At 52.8% G+C, this 16,009-nt stretch carries 19 protein-coding genes; 13 read left to right on the top strand and 6 right to left on the bottom strand.

The annotated features are described in order from the left end of the window. Positions 1-42: 42 nt before the first annotated feature. Entirely contained in the window at positions 43-972 is a 930-nt protein-coding gene (ctlX, locus tag ACO2Q8_RS25750; RefSeq protein WP_423347762.1) for a citrulline utilization hydrolase CtlX, read from the bottom strand. Between the two features lie 18 nt (positions 973-990). Beyond that, a complete protein-coding gene (locus ACO2Q8_RS25755) occupies positions 991-2,463 on the bottom strand; it encodes an arginine deiminase family protein (protein WP_423347763.1) in 1,473 nt (490 codons plus the stop codon). A gap of 192 nt (positions 2,464-2,655) precedes the next feature. On the opposite strand from ACO2Q8_RS25755, the gene sufC reads away from it, so the two are divergent. The 8 genes from sufC to ACO2Q8_RS25795 all read left to right on the top strand — a co-directional run bounded on the left by sufC (position 2,656) and on the right by ACO2Q8_RS25795 (position 8,091). Continuing rightward, complete coding sequence (gene sufC / locus ACO2Q8_RS25760; RefSeq protein ID WP_423347764.1) at positions 2,656-3,411, top strand: Fe-S cluster assembly ATPase SufC; 756 nt, start codon at positions 2,656-2,658, stop codon at positions 3,409-3,411. 98 nt (positions 3,412-3,509) lie between these two features. Continuing rightward, on the top strand, positions 3,510-4,829 hold the full coding sequence (sufD, locus tag ACO2Q8_RS25765; protein ID WP_423347765.1) for a Fe-S cluster assembly protein SufD: 1,320 nt from the start codon (positions 3,510-3,512) through the stop codon (positions 4,827-4,829). An 84-nt stretch (positions 4,830-4,913) separates the two neighbouring features. Next, complete coding sequence (locus ACO2Q8_RS25770) at positions 4,914-6,152, top strand: SufS family cysteine desulfurase (RefSeq protein WP_423347766.1); 1,239 nt, start codon at positions 4,914-4,916, stop codon at positions 6,150-6,152. A gap of 11 nt (positions 6,153-6,163) precedes the next feature. After that, positions 6,164-6,397, top strand: a complete 234-nt coding sequence (locus ACO2Q8_RS25775; RefSeq protein WP_423347767.1) for a DUF433 domain-containing protein — start codon at positions 6,164-6,166, stop codon at positions 6,395-6,397. A 2-nt stretch (positions 6,398-6,399) separates the two neighbouring features. After that, on the top strand, positions 6,400-6,600 hold the full coding sequence (locus ACO2Q8_RS25780; RefSeq protein ID WP_423347768.1) for a DUF5615 family PIN-like protein: 201 nt from the start codon (positions 6,400-6,402) through the stop codon (positions 6,598-6,600). A 159-nt stretch (positions 6,601-6,759) separates the two neighbouring features. After that, positions 6,760-7,209, top strand: a complete 450-nt coding sequence (locus ACO2Q8_RS25785; RefSeq protein ID WP_423347769.1) for a SufE family protein — start codon at positions 6,760-6,762, stop codon at positions 7,207-7,209. A gap of 13 nt (positions 7,210-7,222) precedes the next feature. Continuing rightward, the gene (locus ACO2Q8_RS25790; RefSeq protein WP_423347770.1) at positions 7,223-7,534 is read left to right on the top strand and encodes an SUF system Fe-S cluster assembly protein; all 312 of its coding nucleotides are present in this window, start codon (positions 7,223-7,225) and stop codon (positions 7,532-7,534) included. A gap of 131 nt (positions 7,535-7,665) precedes the next feature. Then, the gene (locus ACO2Q8_RS25795; RefSeq protein ID WP_423347771.1) at positions 7,666-8,091 is read left to right on the top strand and encodes a BrxA/BrxB family bacilliredoxin; all 426 of its coding nucleotides are present in this window, start codon (positions 7,666-7,668) and stop codon (positions 8,089-8,091) included. A gap of 114 nt (positions 8,092-8,205) precedes the next feature. Here ACO2Q8_RS25795 and ACO2Q8_RS25800 read toward each other — a convergent pair whose 3' ends face one another. Beyond that, entirely contained in the window at positions 8,206-9,396 is a 1,191-nt protein-coding gene (locus tag ACO2Q8_RS25800) for a dipeptidase (protein WP_423347772.1), read from the bottom strand. 173 nt (positions 9,397-9,569) lie between these two features. Between ACO2Q8_RS25800 and ACO2Q8_RS25805 the strand changes: the two genes are divergently transcribed. Next, positions 9,570-10,325, top strand: coding sequence for an SDR family NAD(P)-dependent oxidoreductase (locus ACO2Q8_RS25805; protein WP_423347773.1), 756 nt, complete (start codon positions 9,570-9,572; stop codon positions 10,323-10,325). Between the two features lie 106 nt (positions 10,326-10,431). On the opposite strand, the gene ACO2Q8_RS25810 is transcribed toward ACO2Q8_RS25805, so the two are convergent. The 3 genes from ACO2Q8_RS25810 to ACO2Q8_RS25820 form a co-directional block, all read right to left on the bottom strand. Continuing rightward, a complete protein-coding gene (locus tag ACO2Q8_RS25810; RefSeq protein WP_423347774.1) occupies positions 10,432-10,920 on the bottom strand; it encodes a PaaI family thioesterase in 489 nt (162 codons plus the stop codon). Positions 10,921-10,949: 29 nt separating this feature from the next. Then, positions 10,950-11,210 carry a hypothetical protein gene (locus tag ACO2Q8_RS25815; protein WP_423347775.1) on the bottom strand — a complete coding sequence of 87 codons (261 nt, stop codon included), beginning with the start codon at positions 11,208-11,210 and terminating at the stop codon, positions 10,950-10,952. A gap of 182 nt (positions 11,211-11,392) precedes the next feature. Further along, positions 11,393-12,319 carry a phosphatase gene (locus tag ACO2Q8_RS25820; RefSeq protein ID WP_423347776.1) on the bottom strand — a complete coding sequence of 309 codons (927 nt, stop codon included), beginning with the start codon at positions 12,317-12,319 and terminating at the stop codon, positions 11,393-11,395. A gap of 264 nt (positions 12,320-12,583) precedes the next feature. Between ACO2Q8_RS25820 and ACO2Q8_RS25825 the strand changes: the two genes are divergently transcribed. From ACO2Q8_RS25825 to ACO2Q8_RS25840, 4 genes are all read left to right on the top strand, one after another. Beyond that, positions 12,584-13,927, top strand: coding sequence for a hypothetical protein (locus ACO2Q8_RS25825; RefSeq protein ID WP_423347777.1), 1,344 nt, complete (start codon positions 12,584-12,586; stop codon positions 13,925-13,927). A gap of 86 nt (positions 13,928-14,013) precedes the next feature. Continuing rightward, positions 14,014-14,211 carry a 30S ribosomal protein S21 gene (gene rpsU / locus ACO2Q8_RS25830; RefSeq protein WP_423347778.1) on the top strand — a complete coding sequence of 66 codons (198 nt, stop codon included), beginning with the start codon at positions 14,014-14,016 and terminating at the stop codon, positions 14,209-14,211. 96 nt (positions 14,212-14,307) lie between these two features. Then, the gene (locus ACO2Q8_RS25835) at positions 14,308-15,195 is read left to right on the top strand and encodes a tyrosine-type recombinase/integrase (RefSeq protein ID WP_423347779.1); all 888 of its coding nucleotides are present in this window, start codon (positions 14,308-14,310) and stop codon (positions 15,193-15,195) included. 36 nt (positions 15,196-15,231) lie between these two features. Then, positions 15,232-15,984 (top strand): EboA domain-containing protein, encoded by a 753-nt coding sequence (locus ACO2Q8_RS25840; RefSeq protein WP_423347780.1) that lies wholly within the window; start codon positions 15,232-15,234, stop codon positions 15,982-15,984. Positions 15,985-16,009: the final 25 nt, after the last annotated feature.

Raw genomic sequence — 16,009 nt, forward strand, 5'->3', positions numbered from 1 at the left:
CTTTCTCTGAGTTATTGACGCTGCCCCGGTGGTGAGCCCCTGTCATTTGAAAGGCAGATGGACTTCCGCGATCATACAACGGGCCGAACCGCCCCCATTGGCTTCGATCGTGGCCAGATCAAAATGGAATAGAGTCGCAAAATCGTCCAATTCGTCGCGTTGCCGGGCTGTCAGCGAATCATAAGCCTGATTAGACATAATCAACAGTTTGTGTCCTTTGTTACTTTTCACCAGCAACATATTTCCGGCAAAATGGGCCATCTGTTCCAGGGAAATATCAATCACATGTTTTCCACTGTTTTCAAGTGCCTGCCGGATCATCAGCCGTTCGTCAGGATCCGCAATAGACGCCAGGCAAACCACGGCAAACACATCACCGATGGACATGACGACATTGGTGTGATAAACCGGGATCCCATCAGCATCGACGGCCGAAAACGTCACGACCCGGTAGCCGGTCCGGCGGCTGAATTCAGCCAGCACGTCCGCATCCGTCCGGGGTGACAGGCAGGCATAGGCAATCCGCTTCATCCGGTCGAGCACCATGCTGCCGGTTCCTTCCAGAAACTTTCCTTTCTGTTCAAACGGGGTCAGATCGACAATCTTGGCTATGTGATAACGCTGGCTCAGGTCGTCGATAATATCCTGCCGCCGTTCAAGTCGGCGGTTCGGAGCCTGCATCGGGTACAACACGACTGTTCCGCTGTAATGGAACGACACCCAGTTGTTAGGAAAAATCGAATCGGGTGTATGGGGTTCGGGCGTATCCTCGTAGACCAGCACCGTAACCCCGGCGGCTCTGAGTTGGTGCACCATCTCATCGAATTCACGCAGCGCCGTTTCCTGGACAATGGCCCGGGTTTCAACGGCTGCGGCCACATCCTGAAAAGCGTTGCTTTCGGCAGTCTGCTCGTTAAAACCGAACCGGACCGGCCGAATCATGAGGATCGTTGATGTAACCTGCGCTTGCATGAGAGGTAAGGGTTGGGGTTAAACACTGGCACGTAATAGCGGCAAACTCATACAGTGGGAGCCGCCCCGCGCCCGCGACAATTCTGCCGACGGTAATAAAATAAACGTATTTTCGAGTTGTTCCGGTGTGGTTTCGCCCCGCTCAAACCGCTCCAGCAGGTCGGCAGCCCGCACGCTTTCAAAACCGACCCGCCGGAAAGCCTCCAGCGTTTTGTCGTTGCGGTCGTAGCCAATGACCACGCCGTCTTTCAGGGCCAGCAGGTTGCAGGAATCCGTCCACTGTTCGCGCGCGCCGAACGGAAACTCACTGTTCCCGGAGTAAATAAACCGGACCGGTTCCAAACAGCCCAGATCATCCCGGCTGATAGACGTGAGCAGATCTTCCAGATTTTCAAACTCCAGCGGTTTGTGCTCGGTCCCCTTCGTAAACTGGATAATCCGCATTTCTTCCGGCTGCTCTTTCGGAGCCAGAAAATGCAGCAAATCGCGCTTTTTCGCTTCGTCGCCCGTGCGGCCCAACGAGCCAAGCAGCACCCACATGTTTCGTTTCACTTGTGTAAAAATAGTGTCGATATGCATAAAATCCCGTTTTTTCGGAATTTTTACAATCGTCACTTTTTCTACCACGTTCCGGTCAAACAAAAATCGAATGACTTGCTGGGCCGCGTAAAGCGTGGTCCGTTCACTGCACCCGATGAGCAGGTGATTAGGAGCCACCATCATCACATCGCCCCCCTCGAGTGTCGAGCGCGTGTAGTCGTGACTCAGTTCATTATCGGGCAGCAGGAAATGGTGTTCGTTGTCCGGTATTTCAATGATCTTATCCCGGTAACGGCTGAACAAGGGGTGAAAAAAGAAAATATACTGCGCCAGAAAAGCCTCCCGCGTACGGGCCAGCTTGGCCGGTTTATTCAGCAAGATATGATCGTTGATCACGATGCCGATATCGCGCGTAAAAATGAAATTCGGCAGGGGCGCAAACAGCATCGTCCGATCAGGCAGCGAACCCGAGATCAGAATTTTGGATAACTCAACCGGATCGTAGGTATACAACTGATTCTGAATAGCAAAGCTGCACCGTTCGACGGCGCAAATCCCGGAAATCAGGCGAGTTCGGATCACTTCGTCTTCCAGAATTTCGGCCAGCAACCGCTGGATATCAATCACCGCATCCGATCGGAAATAGTCCGGATGGTCGGGCTTGAAGAAGTTTCGTTGCGGATCGGCATCGATTTCGGCCAGCTTTCCCTGAATTTTATCCGGATCAAGAAAATAAAGCAGAATCTTGACGTAGTAGTCGTACTCTTCTTTACGCATCGTTTCGAGGTGAACGATGTCTTCAAACAACCAGTCCTGCGCTTTCGACGGCACGACTTTGCCCAGCCCCCGATCGGGGCTATGGATCAGCAGTCGTTTTAGTGTACCGACTTCCGAGCTAACCCGGATGTCGTCATTAGCCATTGTCTGGTTTTTGCTTTGTATTTTATGCATTGCCAATTAAAAAGTCACGGCTTGAAGTTGCAAGGTAAGGCTTTGGGGCATGAAAAAAAAAGCCGCGTCAAACCCACGAACGAAATGTGGTGAGCGTCAACTTTTAACAGAACGAAATTGTTATAGAAACGTGTAGCTATCGCTTCGTCGATTAACTTTGCAGTTTAAATCCGTAGTAATCAACCTCCCATTATGCTAACTATTAGCAATTTACAAGCATCCATTGGCAGTAAAGAGATATTAAAAGGTATAAACCTGGACGTCAAAGCCGGTGAAGTACACGCCATCATGGGTCCGAACGGTTCGGGAAAAAGTACCCTTGCATCGGTGTTGTCGGGCCGTGAAGACTACGACGTGACAGGCGGCAGTGTGACGTTCGAGGGGAAAGACCTGCTGGAAATGGCTCCGGAAGAACGGGCGGCCGAAGGTATTTTCCTGGCGTTTCAATACCCGGTTGAAATACCGGGGGTCAGCACCACTAACTTCCTGAAAACCGCCATGAACGAAATCCGGAAATACCGGGGCCAGGAACCGCTCGACGCCGTGCAGTTTCTGAAGTTGATGAAGGAAAAAATGAAGCTGGTGAATATCGACCAGTCGCTGCTTAGCCGTTCGCTGAACGAAGGCTTCTCGGGTGGCGAGAAAAAGCGGAACGAAATTTTCCAGATGGCAATGCTCGAACCGAAACTGGCGATTTTGGACGAAACCGACTCCGGGCTGGACATTGATGCGCTCCGAATTGTGGCCGAGGGCGTCAACCAACTCCGGACCCCGGAACGGGCCACCATCGTGGTGACCCACTACCAGCGCCTGCTCGATTACATCGTTCCCGACTATGTGCACGTCCTGTACAAAGGTCGCATCGTCAAATCCGGTCCGAAAGAACTAGCCCTCGAACTGGAAGAAAAAGGCTACGACTGGATCAAAGCCGAAGTGGAAACGGTATAATATTCAATTATGAATGATGAATGATGAATGATGATTTGTTTGGCTGACGCTCACAACTTCTAATTCATAATTCATCATTCATAACTCATCATTCACGAATGAACAATCAGCCCAATAACGATCTTAAAGCCAAACTGTTGGCGGACTTCCGGGCCTCGGAGGAGCGGATGAACGGGGCCAGCAAATCGCCCCTTCACCAGCTTCGGCGCGAAGCCCTGACCCAATTCGACCGGCTGGGTTTCCCGACCGTCAAACACGAAGAGTGGAAATATACCAACGTCAACAGCCTCATCAAAGAGGTTTTTGAGTTCAATGCCGATGCGCGGCTGACAGTCGAGGATCTGGCGCAACTGGAAGCGTCGCGGCTGGAAGGGAACGTGTTGTACTTCGTCAACGGCCGGTATCAACCCGAGTTGTCGACCATCGTCAGCCCCGCCGATCAACTCTCGATCACCACACTGGCCGAAGCCATCAAGACCACGCCGGAGTTGCTGACGCAGTATTTTGCCAAATACGCCGATTACCAGGATAACGCGTTTACGGCCCTAAATACGGCTTTTGCGTACGATGGCGTCGTCATCCAGGTGCCGGCCCATACGACGGTGCAGGCGCCAACGATCCTGCGGTTTATCTCCGACGCCCGGCAGGTAAACGTAGCTTCGCACCCCCGTAATTTGTTCATTGTCAACAAGGACGCCGAAATTAAAGTCGCTGAATCGTTTCGAACCCTGGGCGATCAGGCCAGTTTTACGAACGTGGTGACGGAAATTGTGGTGGCTGAAGACGCCCGGATGGAATATTACAAGATCCAGAACGAGTCGGACATGGCGTATCACATCGGCACCACGCAGGTGGACCAGAAGGACGGTAGCCTGTTCTATTCCGCTACCGTTACGCTCGACGGCGGTTTTATCCGCAACAACCTGAATATTGCCCTCGACGGTTCGAACTGCGAAGCGCATATGTATGGGCTGTATTTCCCGAACGGACGGCAACACATCGACAACCACACACTGGTTGATCACCGCAAACCGAATTCGCACAGCAACGAATTGTATAAAGGCATTCTGGAAGACCGCTCGACCGGGGTTTTCAACGGGAAGATTTTTGTGCAGCAGGACGCCCAGAAAACCAATGCTTATCAGTCGTGCAAAAACGTGGTCTTGTCGAACGATGCCACGATGAACACTAAACCGCAGTTAGAAATTTTTGCCGACGATGTGAAGTGCTCACACGGAACCACCACCGGAAAACTGAACGAAGAAGCCCTGTTTTACATGCGTTCGCGCGGGATTCCGAAGGACGAAGCCCAGTCGCTGCTGATGTATGCGTTTGCCGAGGATGTGATTCAGAAGATCAAAATCGACGCCCTCCGGGAACAAATCGAACGCCGTATCCAGGCCAAACTCGCCAGATAGTTAAGAGTTAGGAGTTTAGAATTAAGAGTTGGCAAACCCTTTTTTCTTAACTCTTAACTTTTAATTCTTAACTCATCACTCCTTATGCAGGTTTCAACACACGAAATTCTTGATATTGAAGCCATTCGCCGGGACTTTCCGATTCTGGATCAGGTCGTGAACGGGCGGCAACTGGTGTATTTCGACAACGCGGCTACGACCCAAAAACCGCTGCCGGTGCTCAATGCGTTGACCCGGTATTACGAAGGGTACAATGCCAACATCCACCGGGGCATTCACGCCCTGGCCGAGAAAGCTACTTCGGCTTTTGAGGCATCGCGCCGGGCGATTCAGCAGTTTCTGAACGCTGCCCATGTCGAAGAAATCATTTTCACGTACGGCACCACCGACGGCATCAACCTGGTGGCCCAGACGTACGGAAGGCGGTTTTTGAAGGAAGGCGACGAGATCATCATCACGACGATGGAACACCACTCCAACATCGTGCCCTGGCAGATGCTGTGCGAAGAAAAAGGTTGCGAGTTGAAAGTCATTCCGATCGACGACAAAGGCGACCTGATTCTGGAAGAATTCGAAAAGCTACTTTCCGAACGGACCAAATTTGTCTCGGCGGTTCATGTTTCGAACGCGATGGGTACGATTAACCCGGTAAAGTATCTGATTGAAAAAGCCCACGCTGTGGGGGCCAAAGTGCTGATCGATGGGGCCCAGGCCAGTTCGCACATCGACATCGACGTGCAGGATCTGGATGCCGATTTCTACGTTTTCTCGGCCCACAAACTTTACGGCCCGACCGGAATGGGCGCCTTATACGGCAAACGCGATCTGCTGGATTCGATGCCGCCCTGGCGGGGTGGTGGCGAAATGATCAAGGAGGTAACGTTTGAGAAAACCACCTACAACGACCTGCCGTACAAATTCGAAGCCGGAACGCCGAACATCGCCGACGTTATTGCAACCTACACGGCGCTGGACTACCTCGACACCCTCGGCAAGCAGAAAGTAGCCGCTTACGAACACAGCCTGCTGGAGTATGCCACCGAAGCTTTGCAAGACATTGAAGGACTGCGAATTATTGGTCAGAGTGCGCAGAAAATCAGCGTCGTTTCGTTCGTCATTGAGGGCATTCACCACCAGGATACCGGCGTCATTCTCGATCAGCAGGGCATTGCCGTCCGGACGGGCCACCACTGCACCCAGCCGCTTATGCGCCGGTTCGGGATTACGGGAACCACCCGGGCGTCCTTTGCGGTTTACAACACGAAAGAGGAAATCGACCGGCTGGTGCAGGGGCTGTACCGGGTTCGGAAGATGATGCTGTAACCAGCCAAAACATGGAAAATCTATTGAATCGAATCACGGTAGACCCTAAGATTCTGGTAGGTAAACCAATCATTCGGGGAATGCGCATTTCGGTGGAATTGATTCTTCAATCGCTGGCTGTTGGGATGAGTATAGAGTCTATCATCCAAGAATACCCTGAATTGGAAAGGGAAGATATCCAGGCAGCTTTGCTTTACGCAGCCGACACCTTGAGTGCGGTAAAGGTTTATAAAATACCCGCTTGACAATGCCTGAAGTAAGGTTTATTACTGATATGGGCGTTGGGACAAGCGTTGAGAATCATCTCAGGCAACTCGATTACAATGTCATCAGCATTCGGGATTTGCGTCGTACGATGCCTGATGAGGAAATTTTACAATTAGCCTTGGAATCTAATTCCGTCGTTATTACGCTGGACAAGGATTTTGGTGAGTTAGTATACAAATAGGGTAAGGGGCACACAGGCGTCATATTATTACGTATTGAAAATGCCGACCCGGCTGAGCGAATTCGCACGCTTGATTTCATCCTGGAACATTTTGCCGATGAAATTCTGGGACGGTTTTCGGTGTTCAAGAAAGGAAAGCTCCGAATTAGCTGATAACGAATGACCATTAACGAGAAACAAGACGAGATTATCGAGGAGTTTGATCTATTTGACGATCAGCTCGATAAGACGCAATACATCATCGACTTGGGCAAGAAGTTGCCCCCTATGCCCGCACAGTACCAGACTGACGACAACCTGATCCGGGGTTGCCAGTCGAAAGTCTGGTTGCATTCTGAAATGCGGGGCGACAAAGCCCATTTCGACGCCGACAGTGAGCCGACTGCCCAGATTAGCAAAGGGTTAGTGAGCCTGCTCATCCGGATTTTGTCGGACGAAAAACCGGAAGCCATCGCCAACGCCGATCTGTATTTTATCGATCGGATCGGTTTAAGTAACTTAGTAACTTCGCGACGCGCGGGCGGTTTGGCGTCGATGATTCAACAGATGAAGCAATTTGCCGCAGCACACGCGGGCAATAACCAGAAGACCCAACGGTCAACTTTATAACATGCTGGATACCATGAATGAGTCTGAATTGAAAGAAGAAGTCGTCAAAGCCCTCAAAAGCGTCTACGATCCGGAAATCCCGGTTGATGTGTACGAACTGGGGTTGATTTATGACATCAAGATATTCCCAATCAACAACGTGTACATTCTGATGACCCTGACATCGCCCTCCTGCCCGTCGGCCGGTACGATTCCGGGTGAAATCGAAGCGAAAGTCCGGGAAATCGAGGGCGTCAACGATGTGAGTGTCGAACTGACCTTCGACCCACCGTACACCACCGAAATGATGTCGGAAGTCGCCAAACTGGAATTAGGATTTATGTAAATTGAACGGTTGGATGGTTGTTAGGGTTTTAATGGCTAAAGGATTGAATGGTTGAAAGTTTACCATTTAACTATAACCATTAACCATCCAACCATCAAACCTAGTGAGTATCAACTTTTAAACTAAATACGATGTATCCTCCACATTTAGTAGCCCCGATGAAGGACGACTTGCTGAGCGTCGGGTTCGAGGACTTGAATACGGCTGACAAAGTCGACGAGGTGATGCAAAACGCCGACGGAACCATGTTGGTGGTTGTCAATTCGGTCTGCGGATGCGCGGCTGGCGCGGCCCGTCCGGGTGTCAAAGCAGCTTTGGCCCATAGCGATATCAAACCGGACAAACTGGTGACGGTTTTTGCCGGTGTCGATTTCGACGCTACGGCCCGGATGCGCGAATACCTGCTGCCTTACCCGCCGTCGTCGCCCTCAATCGGCATTTTTAAAGACGGCGAACTGGTGCATTTCATCGAACGTCATCACATCGAAGGGCGGTCTGCGCAGATGATCGCACAGCACCTGGAAATGGCCTTCGAAGAATTTTGCGAGAAAGCGTAAAGACGAGGAAAGACAAGAGAGGAAAGACGAGAGATAAAGGAGTAGAGAATCGGATCCTGGCTGGACCAAACTTCCCTCTCTAGTCTTTTGTCATTTCTCTTTTGTCTTTTCCAGCTACTGACTCACTTTAGCCTGACCCAGTACTCGCAGCAGATTCCCACCCCAGATTTTGGCGATATCCTGTTCGGAATAACCGCGCCGGACCAGCGCCAACGTCAACGCTTCGATCTGGCTGACATCCTCGAGTCCATCGACTCCCCCGCCCCCGTCGAAATCACTGCCGATTCCGACATGATCGATCCCAACCAGCCGGACAACGTGGTCAATGTGTTTGACAATGTCGGCCACACTGGCTCGTTCGTAAGCATACCGCTTCTGGATCGAGTCGGTTTTGGCATCCAGCCTCGCCTGCATCTCCGGTGTCACCGCCCGGCCCACGCCCGACATCCGGACCGCATTTAGCGCCTGCCGGTGTTCATCGGACGGTTTTCGAAGGTAATCACTGACAAAATTCACCTGAATGACGCCCCCTTTGGCCGCCAGTGCCTTAATCATCTCGTCGGTCATGTTACGCGGAAAATCACACAGCGCCCGAACGTTGGAATGAGAAGCAATCAGCGGAGCTTTCGATAGTTCCAGTGCGTCGTAAAACGATTTATCGGAAACGTGCGAGACATCGATCAGAATGCCCAGCCGGTTCATTTCCTGCACCACCTGCCGCCCAAACGCACTCACACCGTTGTGAACCGGGCCGTCGGGGTCTGTTGCTGAGTCACAAATAGCATTGTTGGCAAAGTGCGACAGAGTGATGTAGCGGCAACCCAGATCGTAATACGTTTTTAGCAGCGACAAATTTTCGCCCACCGGATAGCCATTTTCCATCCCAATAAAAACCGCCCTTTTTCCGGCTTTCTCCAGACGGTAGGCATCGGCGGGTGTAGTTGCCAGTTCGGCCTGATCGGGATGTTTGCGCAAGGCATCGTGAATGCGCTCAAAGATTTCGAGCGCTTTGGCTTTCGCGTTGGCGTGGCCTTCCGGTGTGCGCGGCCCCTGCGCCAGGTAAACCGCAAAGAACATGGCATCCATTCCGCCGTCCTTCATGCGCGGAAAATCGATCTGTGATTTGTCGCGAAGCCGATCGTGCCGTTCGCCCACGTCAAAACCGGGCCTGACCATGTTAATGGGCGCGTCGGCATGCGTATCGAGGGTCAGCATGCGCTGGTGAATTTTATGGGCTTTCCGCTCCAGCCGATCCGGTGGCAGCACAAAAAGAAAAAGGAGTAAAAAGGAAGAAATGGGATTCATCAACAAGCGATCTAAACCACAAGATAGCAAAGAATCGATAAAGTCACACCAGCCGCGTATCTTCGCCCGCCGGATTGGCGGTTTGCTCAGTTTTTTATCAACCGCAGGTAGACCACCTTATCAGACCGTCTTTCCGCCCTGAAACCCTTCATACCACTTATTTTTGTAACGAGATGACTCCAACTGCCCTGATTACCGGCGCAACCTCCGGCATCGGTCTTGCCATCGCTAATGCACTTGCCAAACTCAACTATCGACTTGTCCTTTGTGGTCGGCGGAAGGAACGGCTGGACGAATTGCAGCAAACGCTTAGTCAGCAATCGGAATGCTACACCCTCAACTTCGATGTGCGCGACCGGGCCGCCGTGGAAACCGCCATCGCTTCATTGCCCGACACCTGGAAAGCAATTGATATACTGATCAATAACGCCGGAAACGCCCACGGCATGGGGCCGATTCAGGAAGGTGATATTACCGACTGGGATGCGATGATGGACGGCAACGTGAAAGGGTTGTTATACGTCACGCGGGCCATTACACCCGGCATGGTCGAGCGGGGTCGGGGCCATATTGTCAACATCAGTTCCATTGCCGGAAAACAGACCTACGCCAACGGCGGGGTTTATTGTGCCTCCAAAGCCGCCGTGGAAGCGCTGAGCGAAGGAATGCGGCTGGATCTGACACAATACGGCATCAAAGTAACCAATGTCGCCCCCGGTGCCGTTGAAACCGAGTTTTCACTGGTCCGTTTCAAAGGCGACGAAAACCGGGCCGCCAAAGTTTACGAGGGCTTCACACCCCTGACCGCCAGCGACATTGCCGACGCCGTTGTCTACGCCGTCACGGCTCCCGCCCACGTTACCATCGCCGATCTGACCATCCTGGCCTCCGCCCAGGCCGCTGCGACGACGATTTATCGGAAAGGATGAAACCGGATGCTGGATGGACTTGATACTTGATGCTGGATAGTTGGGCCACTGTAAGTTGCTGTCATTCAGATTTCCAGCATCCAGTTCATCCAGCATCCATCAGCATCTACTGAAAAATCATACACGTCGAGGTGGCATGGGCGTAGAGTTTGCCGTGCTCGTCTTCCACCCGTGCTTCGGCGGTGGCCACACTGCGGCCGACGTGGATGACGGTTCCGGTGCAGATCAGCTTGCCGGTTTTGGCCGTAACGGGCCGGACCAGATTCACCTTCAGTTCGAGGGTGGTGTAGCCCACGCCAGCCGCCAGTTTGGTGTGCACCGCGCAGCCCATGGCCGAATCACAGAGGGTGCTTAACAACCCGCCGTGAACCACGCCAATGGGGTTATAATGAAATTCGGAAGGGGTTACGGCAAAAACCGCTTTGCCATCTTCGACCGCTACCGGATCAAAATCCAGCGTCTGGCAAATGGGGGGCAGCGGATTTTCGCCGTCCAAAATGCTTTTTAAATAATCCAAGCCCGCCATTTGTTTGGCAGCCTGTGCGCCCTGCATGGGATCTTCCCAGGTATACGATCGTTCTCTTTCAATAGCCATTCGCCCTTCAACAGATTAGGATTGGGTAATTATTCTTTTTCGGTTTTTAACTCAAAAAGTTGCCGGGAAATATGGGCCAGCGCCTGAACGGTGTCCTTGCCCAACTGTTCTTCAATCCGGCGGTGCAGCACCTGCCAAATGGTCTGACACTGCTCGGCGACCTGATTCCCGTATTCGGTCAGAAACAGTCCCTCCCGGATCGAATCGGTCAGCCAGCCTTTACGCTGCAACAACTGCACATCCCGACTCAGGGCCGACTTTTCGATTTGCAGCCGCTTCGACAGCGTCACCTACCGAATGCCCGGCTGTGCCCGAATCTGCATCAACAGGCTGGCCTGGGCAAAGGTAACACCCTCGGCAGCAAAGGCATCATTGTACAACGACGTAATCATTCGTGACAGCATTCGGAGTTGCCCGGCAATGCAACCATCCAAATCTGAAGAGCAGATTTCGTCGGTTTGCGGTCTCAACGTTATTCGCTTTTCGTGGGAAACAATTCGGCCAAAACGCCTTCTTTCAACGAATACGTCGAAACCCGGATCTGCTGAATCCCATACGTCCGTAGCAGGTAATCGATCAGGCAAACGCCCACGACAATCATATCGACCCGCAGTTCGATCATGCCCGGAAGTTGCATCCGTTCGTCGTGGTTGCGGGTCAATAATTGTTCGTAAAACCGGTGAAACGTTTCGATGGGCAGTGTAAAAACCGTCTGACCGGCCTCCGGCCACTGCCCTTTTTCGTGCATGAACTGCATGTCGACCAGCGTATCAAACGAACCTGACGACCCCACGAGCACCGTGGGGTCGTACTGATGAACGGCGTTCGTCAGCGGCAGCAGTTGCTCCTGAAAATACCGGTTCATCCGGTTGACCGCCGTGGCGCTGATCGGGTCGGTGTCCATAAACCGTTCCATCAGCCGCTGCCCGCCGATTTCAAAACTCTGTTTCCAGTAAATTCGCTGCTGCGTACACAAAATAAATTCCACGCTGCCCCCCCCAATATCGACCACCAGGGCCATCTGATCGTCCAGCGTTCCGGCAGCTTTCACCCCGGCATAAATATACCCGGCTTCTTCATCACCCGAAATGGCTCGAATGACAAGCCCGGTTTCCTGCCGGACCCGCTCGATAAATGCGGCCTGATTGCCGGCATTCCGAATCGCGCTGGTGCCGATGGTCACAGCCTGCTCCGCCGGAATGCCGTGCTGGTCGAGCACCTCGCGGAAATATCGCAAAACCGTCAAAGCCCGCTCGATGGCATCATCGGCAATAACGCCCTGATTGATCCCGGCTTTCCCGATTTTAGCCGGTCGGCTTTCCCGGAAAACCGTCTGCCCCGCATCCGTAATTACTAAATGGAACGTATTTGTTCCGAGATCAATAACGGCTTGTTTCATGAAACGGTACGACACTTATTGGCTGGATATCAAAATAATGGATAATGTGCCGGGATGACTTCGTAAACAAATCTCCTCCACGACATTTGACGCTTTCCCTTTTTGCGACGGCAAGTTATCCAACCCAACCGTAAGCTCCAACAGGGTTCGTTTCACTGAATCGCCTTTCCGCTTCGCCACCTCCTTCTAACGCTTCATTCCTGATTCCGTTGGCTGAAAGCCGATCGGCCGCGAGTTTTGCGGCAACGGTAAACACAACTCCTGATGAAACGCATTTTTATTCAATTCACGGCCCTGACAGCCCTATTCCTTCTGGGGTGCAACAATTCCAACCCGATTGACCCGAACGCCCCGCCGACCGACGAAACCCGACCGGTAGGCTTGGTCACGGAAGTAGGACGACCGATCGGACCGGCGACCGAACAAACCATTGGCCCCGCGGGTGGGCAACTGAGCGTAGCCGACGGTAAATTCACCCTGATTTTTCCGGCCGGTGCCGTCGACCGGGAAACTCGGTTCAAGGTTCAGCCGGTCGAGAATAAAGCTCCCGGCGGCATTGGCCCCGCGTACGAAATTGAGCCCAAACTCGAAAAGCTGGCCAAACCAATCCAATTTGTCCGGCACTACGGACCGGACGATTTCCCGGGTTCGGCCCCCGAAGCCGTTGGGATCGCTTATCAGGACGCCCAGCGAATCTGGCACGGACGCGTGAATGTGTCGGTCGATAAAACCGCCCGGACCCTCAGCACACCGGTTTTCAACCTGGCTCATCCGCTGGCCTGGTACGAGCAATTTTTCATGAAACCCGAAACAGCCAACTTACTAACCGGCCAGACCCAAAAAATTGAAATCTGGTTTGTGGAAGGGCGTACCGAAAAAACCAAGGACGACCTGGATGTACCGATGCCGGGTGTCAAGAAAGTCGAACGGATGCTAAACCGGGATGAAGTCCGCGACTGGCGGGTCAACGGATTACCACAGGGAAAACCGGGTCAGCAACCGGACCGGTTATCGGGCCATGTAACACCGGAAGCATCGGGAGCCGAAGCCACCTATTATGCTCCGGCAGCTATTCCACCCCGTGGGTTTAATCCCGTTGCCATCAGCGTGGAACTGAACCTCAAAAGCAAAGGGCAAATCATTCTCGTAAGTCATTTTTTGATCGAAGGGGCCGGCAAAATAAGCATCGGCAGCGCAAAATACGACAGCATTGATGTGGTGCTCAGTCACAGCGCAGAAGCGAAAACACTCGGCGGTTCGCTCCGGGCCCGCATCAATCCAAACTCGACCCAGGCCGTCACGGAAATTAATTTTCAAATCCGGGATTTTAAAGGTCCGGGCCGCTATGCCATCCAGCGGGAAGCCGATGGCAACAGCAAATGTACGATTTCAGCTCTCGATGGTACCCCCGACGCCGGTGTGTGGTCGCATGCCTATATTCATTCTCCGCCCCCGTACGGTCAGTGGGGACCGGGCAGCGTTGAAATTCAGGAGTTCGACGGCAAATACGTTAAGGGAAAGGTGCAGGCCACCCTGCACAATAACAAGCCCTACGACCACCGGACCATCAACGTGAGTGGCGAATTCAGGGGAGCTCTCCGGAATTGAGGTTTTGCAAAAAACTGTTGTTTTTTTCCTTTTGGAAGCCTATCTTTGCCATCCGTTTGTATCAGAAAATTAACGAATTGCAGGATATGCTTATCATAAACGTCAAAGAAAACGAGTCGATTGACAAAGCCCTGAAGCGCTTTAAGAAGAAATTTGAAAAAACCGGTGTATTGCGGGCATTGCGCTCACGGACTGCTTTCCAGAAACCGTCGATCAAACGTCGTCAGGAAATTCTGAAAGCCGTTTACCGCGAGAAAATGTACGGCAACAACAGCGAAGCATAAGCCGTCGTAGGATTCGGTAACAGCATGGGTTGGCAGTAGGCATAGGCTTACTGCTTTTTTTATGGTATCTTGATCAAAATCTTCCGGTTTGCGCCTATGGTTTCGCTGTTTCTTGAACACATTCGCTACGAAAAACGCCTGAGCCATCACACCCTGACGGCCTACCGCACGGACCTGGACCAGTTTCAGACGTATCTGAAAAACCAGTACGAACTGGAGCAGCCCGAACAGGCCACGTTTCAGCAGATCCGTTCCTGGATCGTTAGCCTGGTCGAAACCGGCCTGGACAAAACTTCGGTCAACCGGAAAATTGCGACGCTGCGCAGCTTTTACGGTTTTTTACTCCGCCGGAAAGCCATCGAAACCGACCCGATGCTGAAAGTATCGGCGCTGAAAACCAGTAAAAAAGTGCCGGTTTTTGTGGAAGAAAAACCGATGGAAACCCTGCTGGACGATGTCGATTTCCCGGACGATTTCAAAGGCCTGCGCGACAAACTGGTGCTCGAACTATTGTACGGAACCGGCATCCGGCTGGCCGAACTGGTGGGCCTGAAACTCGCCGATGTCAATCTGTATGAGAAAACCATTACGGTGTTGGGTAAGCGCAACAAGCACCGCATTATTCCCGTCCCGAATCCGTTATTTCTTTTGATTCAACAGTATCAGCAAGCGAAAGAAATTGAGTTCGGAGCCAAAGCCGATCCGGTTTACCTGATTCTGAGCGACCAGGGCGTCAAAGCCTATCCGGTTCTGATTCAACGGATTGTGAAACGGTATTTGGGCCTGGTGACTACGCTGGAGAAGAAAAGTCCGCACGTTTTGCGGCATACCTACGCGACGCACCTGCTCAACCGGGGCGCCGACCTGAACGCCATTAAGGATTTGCTGGGGCACAGCAGCCTGGCCGCTACCCAGATTTACACGCACACGACTATCGATAAGCTCAAGAAGGCCTACAACCAGGCACATCCGAAAGCCGGGTAAGTTGGCTGACGTCAATCTGCTTGCTACTTTTGTGGCATGAATTCAGCAGCGCTTTCCGACACCCTTTTTGAGCTGATCCGGCAGCAGCCCAATGCCGACAAGGCCGTAACATACCTGACCCAACAGGCCGACGCGTACCGTTCGCAACCCGCCCAGGCGGTTTTCTACCGCGTTTTTACCGCTATTCCGCGCTTCGTCGGAAAACCGGTCGTTACCCTGTCGACCGCACAGGCACAGGCCATTCATGCACAACGAAGCGGTTTTACCGTCGAAGGCTGGCCCCTCGACCGGCTGGCTCGCGTCTGGTGGCTGCTACAACTATCGCCCGAACCGCAGGAAGCGTACACCAGCGCCCTCGAAAATCTGTTCAAAGCCGCCGAAATGAACGAACTGGTAGCGCTGTATTCGGCCCTGCCGGTTTTGCACTATCCCGAACACTGGCGTTTTTTGGCGACCGAAGCCGTCCGGAGCAACATCGGTCCGGTGCAGGAAGCGCTCATGATTCAGAACCCCTACCCGGCCGAACAGCTCGACGAACCCGCCTGGAACCAACTGATTATGAAAGCGTTCTTCAGCGACAAGCCCGTCGAGCAGATCACCGGTTTTCGGGAGCGAACCAACGAACGGCTCGCCCGCATCGCCATCGACTACGCCCGCGAGCGCCGGGCCGCCGGACGCACAATCCATCCCGAACTCTGGACGCTGGTGAAACCGTTTGTGACTCCCGAGAATAAAACCGAACTGGAAGACCTGTTCCGTACCCACGGACCGCCGGGCGGCCCCGTTTAGTCCGTGTAAGTTCTCTAAATCCAGA

The organism is Larkinella sp. VNQ87 (assembly GCF_049445795.1).
Classification (GTDB): Bacteria; Bacteroidota; Bacteroidia; order Cytophagales; family Spirosomataceae; genus Larkinella.

Coding starts and splice junctions, on each gene's coding strand:
- ctlX (WP_423347762.1), bottom strand. CDS start 972: ATGCAAGCGCAGGTTACATCAACGATCCTCATGATTCGGCCGGTCCGG.
- ACO2Q8_RS25755 (WP_423347763.1), bottom strand. CDS start 2,463: ATGCATAAAATACAAAGCAAAAACCAGACAATGGCTAATGACGACATC.
- sufC (WP_423347764.1), top strand. CDS start 2,656: ATGCTAACTATTAGCAATTTACAAGCATCCATTGGCAGTAAAGAGATA.
- sufD (WP_423347765.1), top strand. CDS start 3,510: ATGAACAATCAGCCCAATAACGATCTTAAAGCCAAACTGTTGGCGGAC.
- ACO2Q8_RS25770 (WP_423347766.1), top strand. CDS start 4,914: ATGCAGGTTTCAACACACGAAATTCTTGATATTGAAGCCATTCGCCGG.
- ACO2Q8_RS25775 (WP_423347767.1), top strand. CDS start 6,164: ATGGAAAATCTATTGAATCGAATCACGGTAGACCCTAAGATTCTGGTA.
- ACO2Q8_RS25780 (WP_423347768.1), top strand. CDS start 6,400: ATGCCTGAAGTAAGGTTTATTACTGATATGGGCGTTGGGACAAGCGTT.
- ACO2Q8_RS25785 (WP_423347769.1), top strand. CDS start 6,760: ATGACCATTAACGAGAAACAAGACGAGATTATCGAGGAGTTTGATCTA.
- ACO2Q8_RS25790 (WP_423347770.1), top strand. CDS start 7,223: ATGAATGAGTCTGAATTGAAAGAAGAAGTCGTCAAAGCCCTCAAAAGC.
- ACO2Q8_RS25795 (WP_423347771.1), top strand. CDS start 7,666: ATGTATCCTCCACATTTAGTAGCCCCGATGAAGGACGACTTGCTGAGC.
- ACO2Q8_RS25800 (WP_423347772.1), bottom strand. CDS start 9,396: ATGAATCCCATTTCTTCCTTTTTACTCCTTTTTCTTTTTGTGCTGCCA.
- ACO2Q8_RS25805 (WP_423347773.1), top strand. CDS start 9,570: ATGACTCCAACTGCCCTGATTACCGGCGCAACCTCCGGCATCGGTCTT.
- ACO2Q8_RS25810 (WP_423347774.1), bottom strand. CDS start 10,920: ATGGCTATTGAAAGAGAACGATCGTATACCTGGGAAGATCCCATGCAG.
- ACO2Q8_RS25820 (WP_423347776.1), bottom strand. CDS start 12,319: ATGAAACAAGCCGTTATTGATCTCGGAACAAATACGTTCCATTTAGTA.
- ACO2Q8_RS25825 (WP_423347777.1), top strand. CDS start 12,584: ATGAAACGCATTTTTATTCAATTCACGGCCCTGACAGCCCTATTCCTT.
- rpsU (WP_423347778.1), top strand. CDS start 14,014: ATGCTTATCATAAACGTCAAAGAAAACGAGTCGATTGACAAAGCCCTG.
- ACO2Q8_RS25835 (WP_423347779.1), top strand. CDS start 14,308: ATGGTTTCGCTGTTTCTTGAACACATTCGCTACGAAAAACGCCTGAGC.
- ACO2Q8_RS25840 (WP_423347780.1), top strand. CDS start 15,232: ATGAATTCAGCAGCGCTTTCCGACACCCTTTTTGAGCTGATCCGGCAG.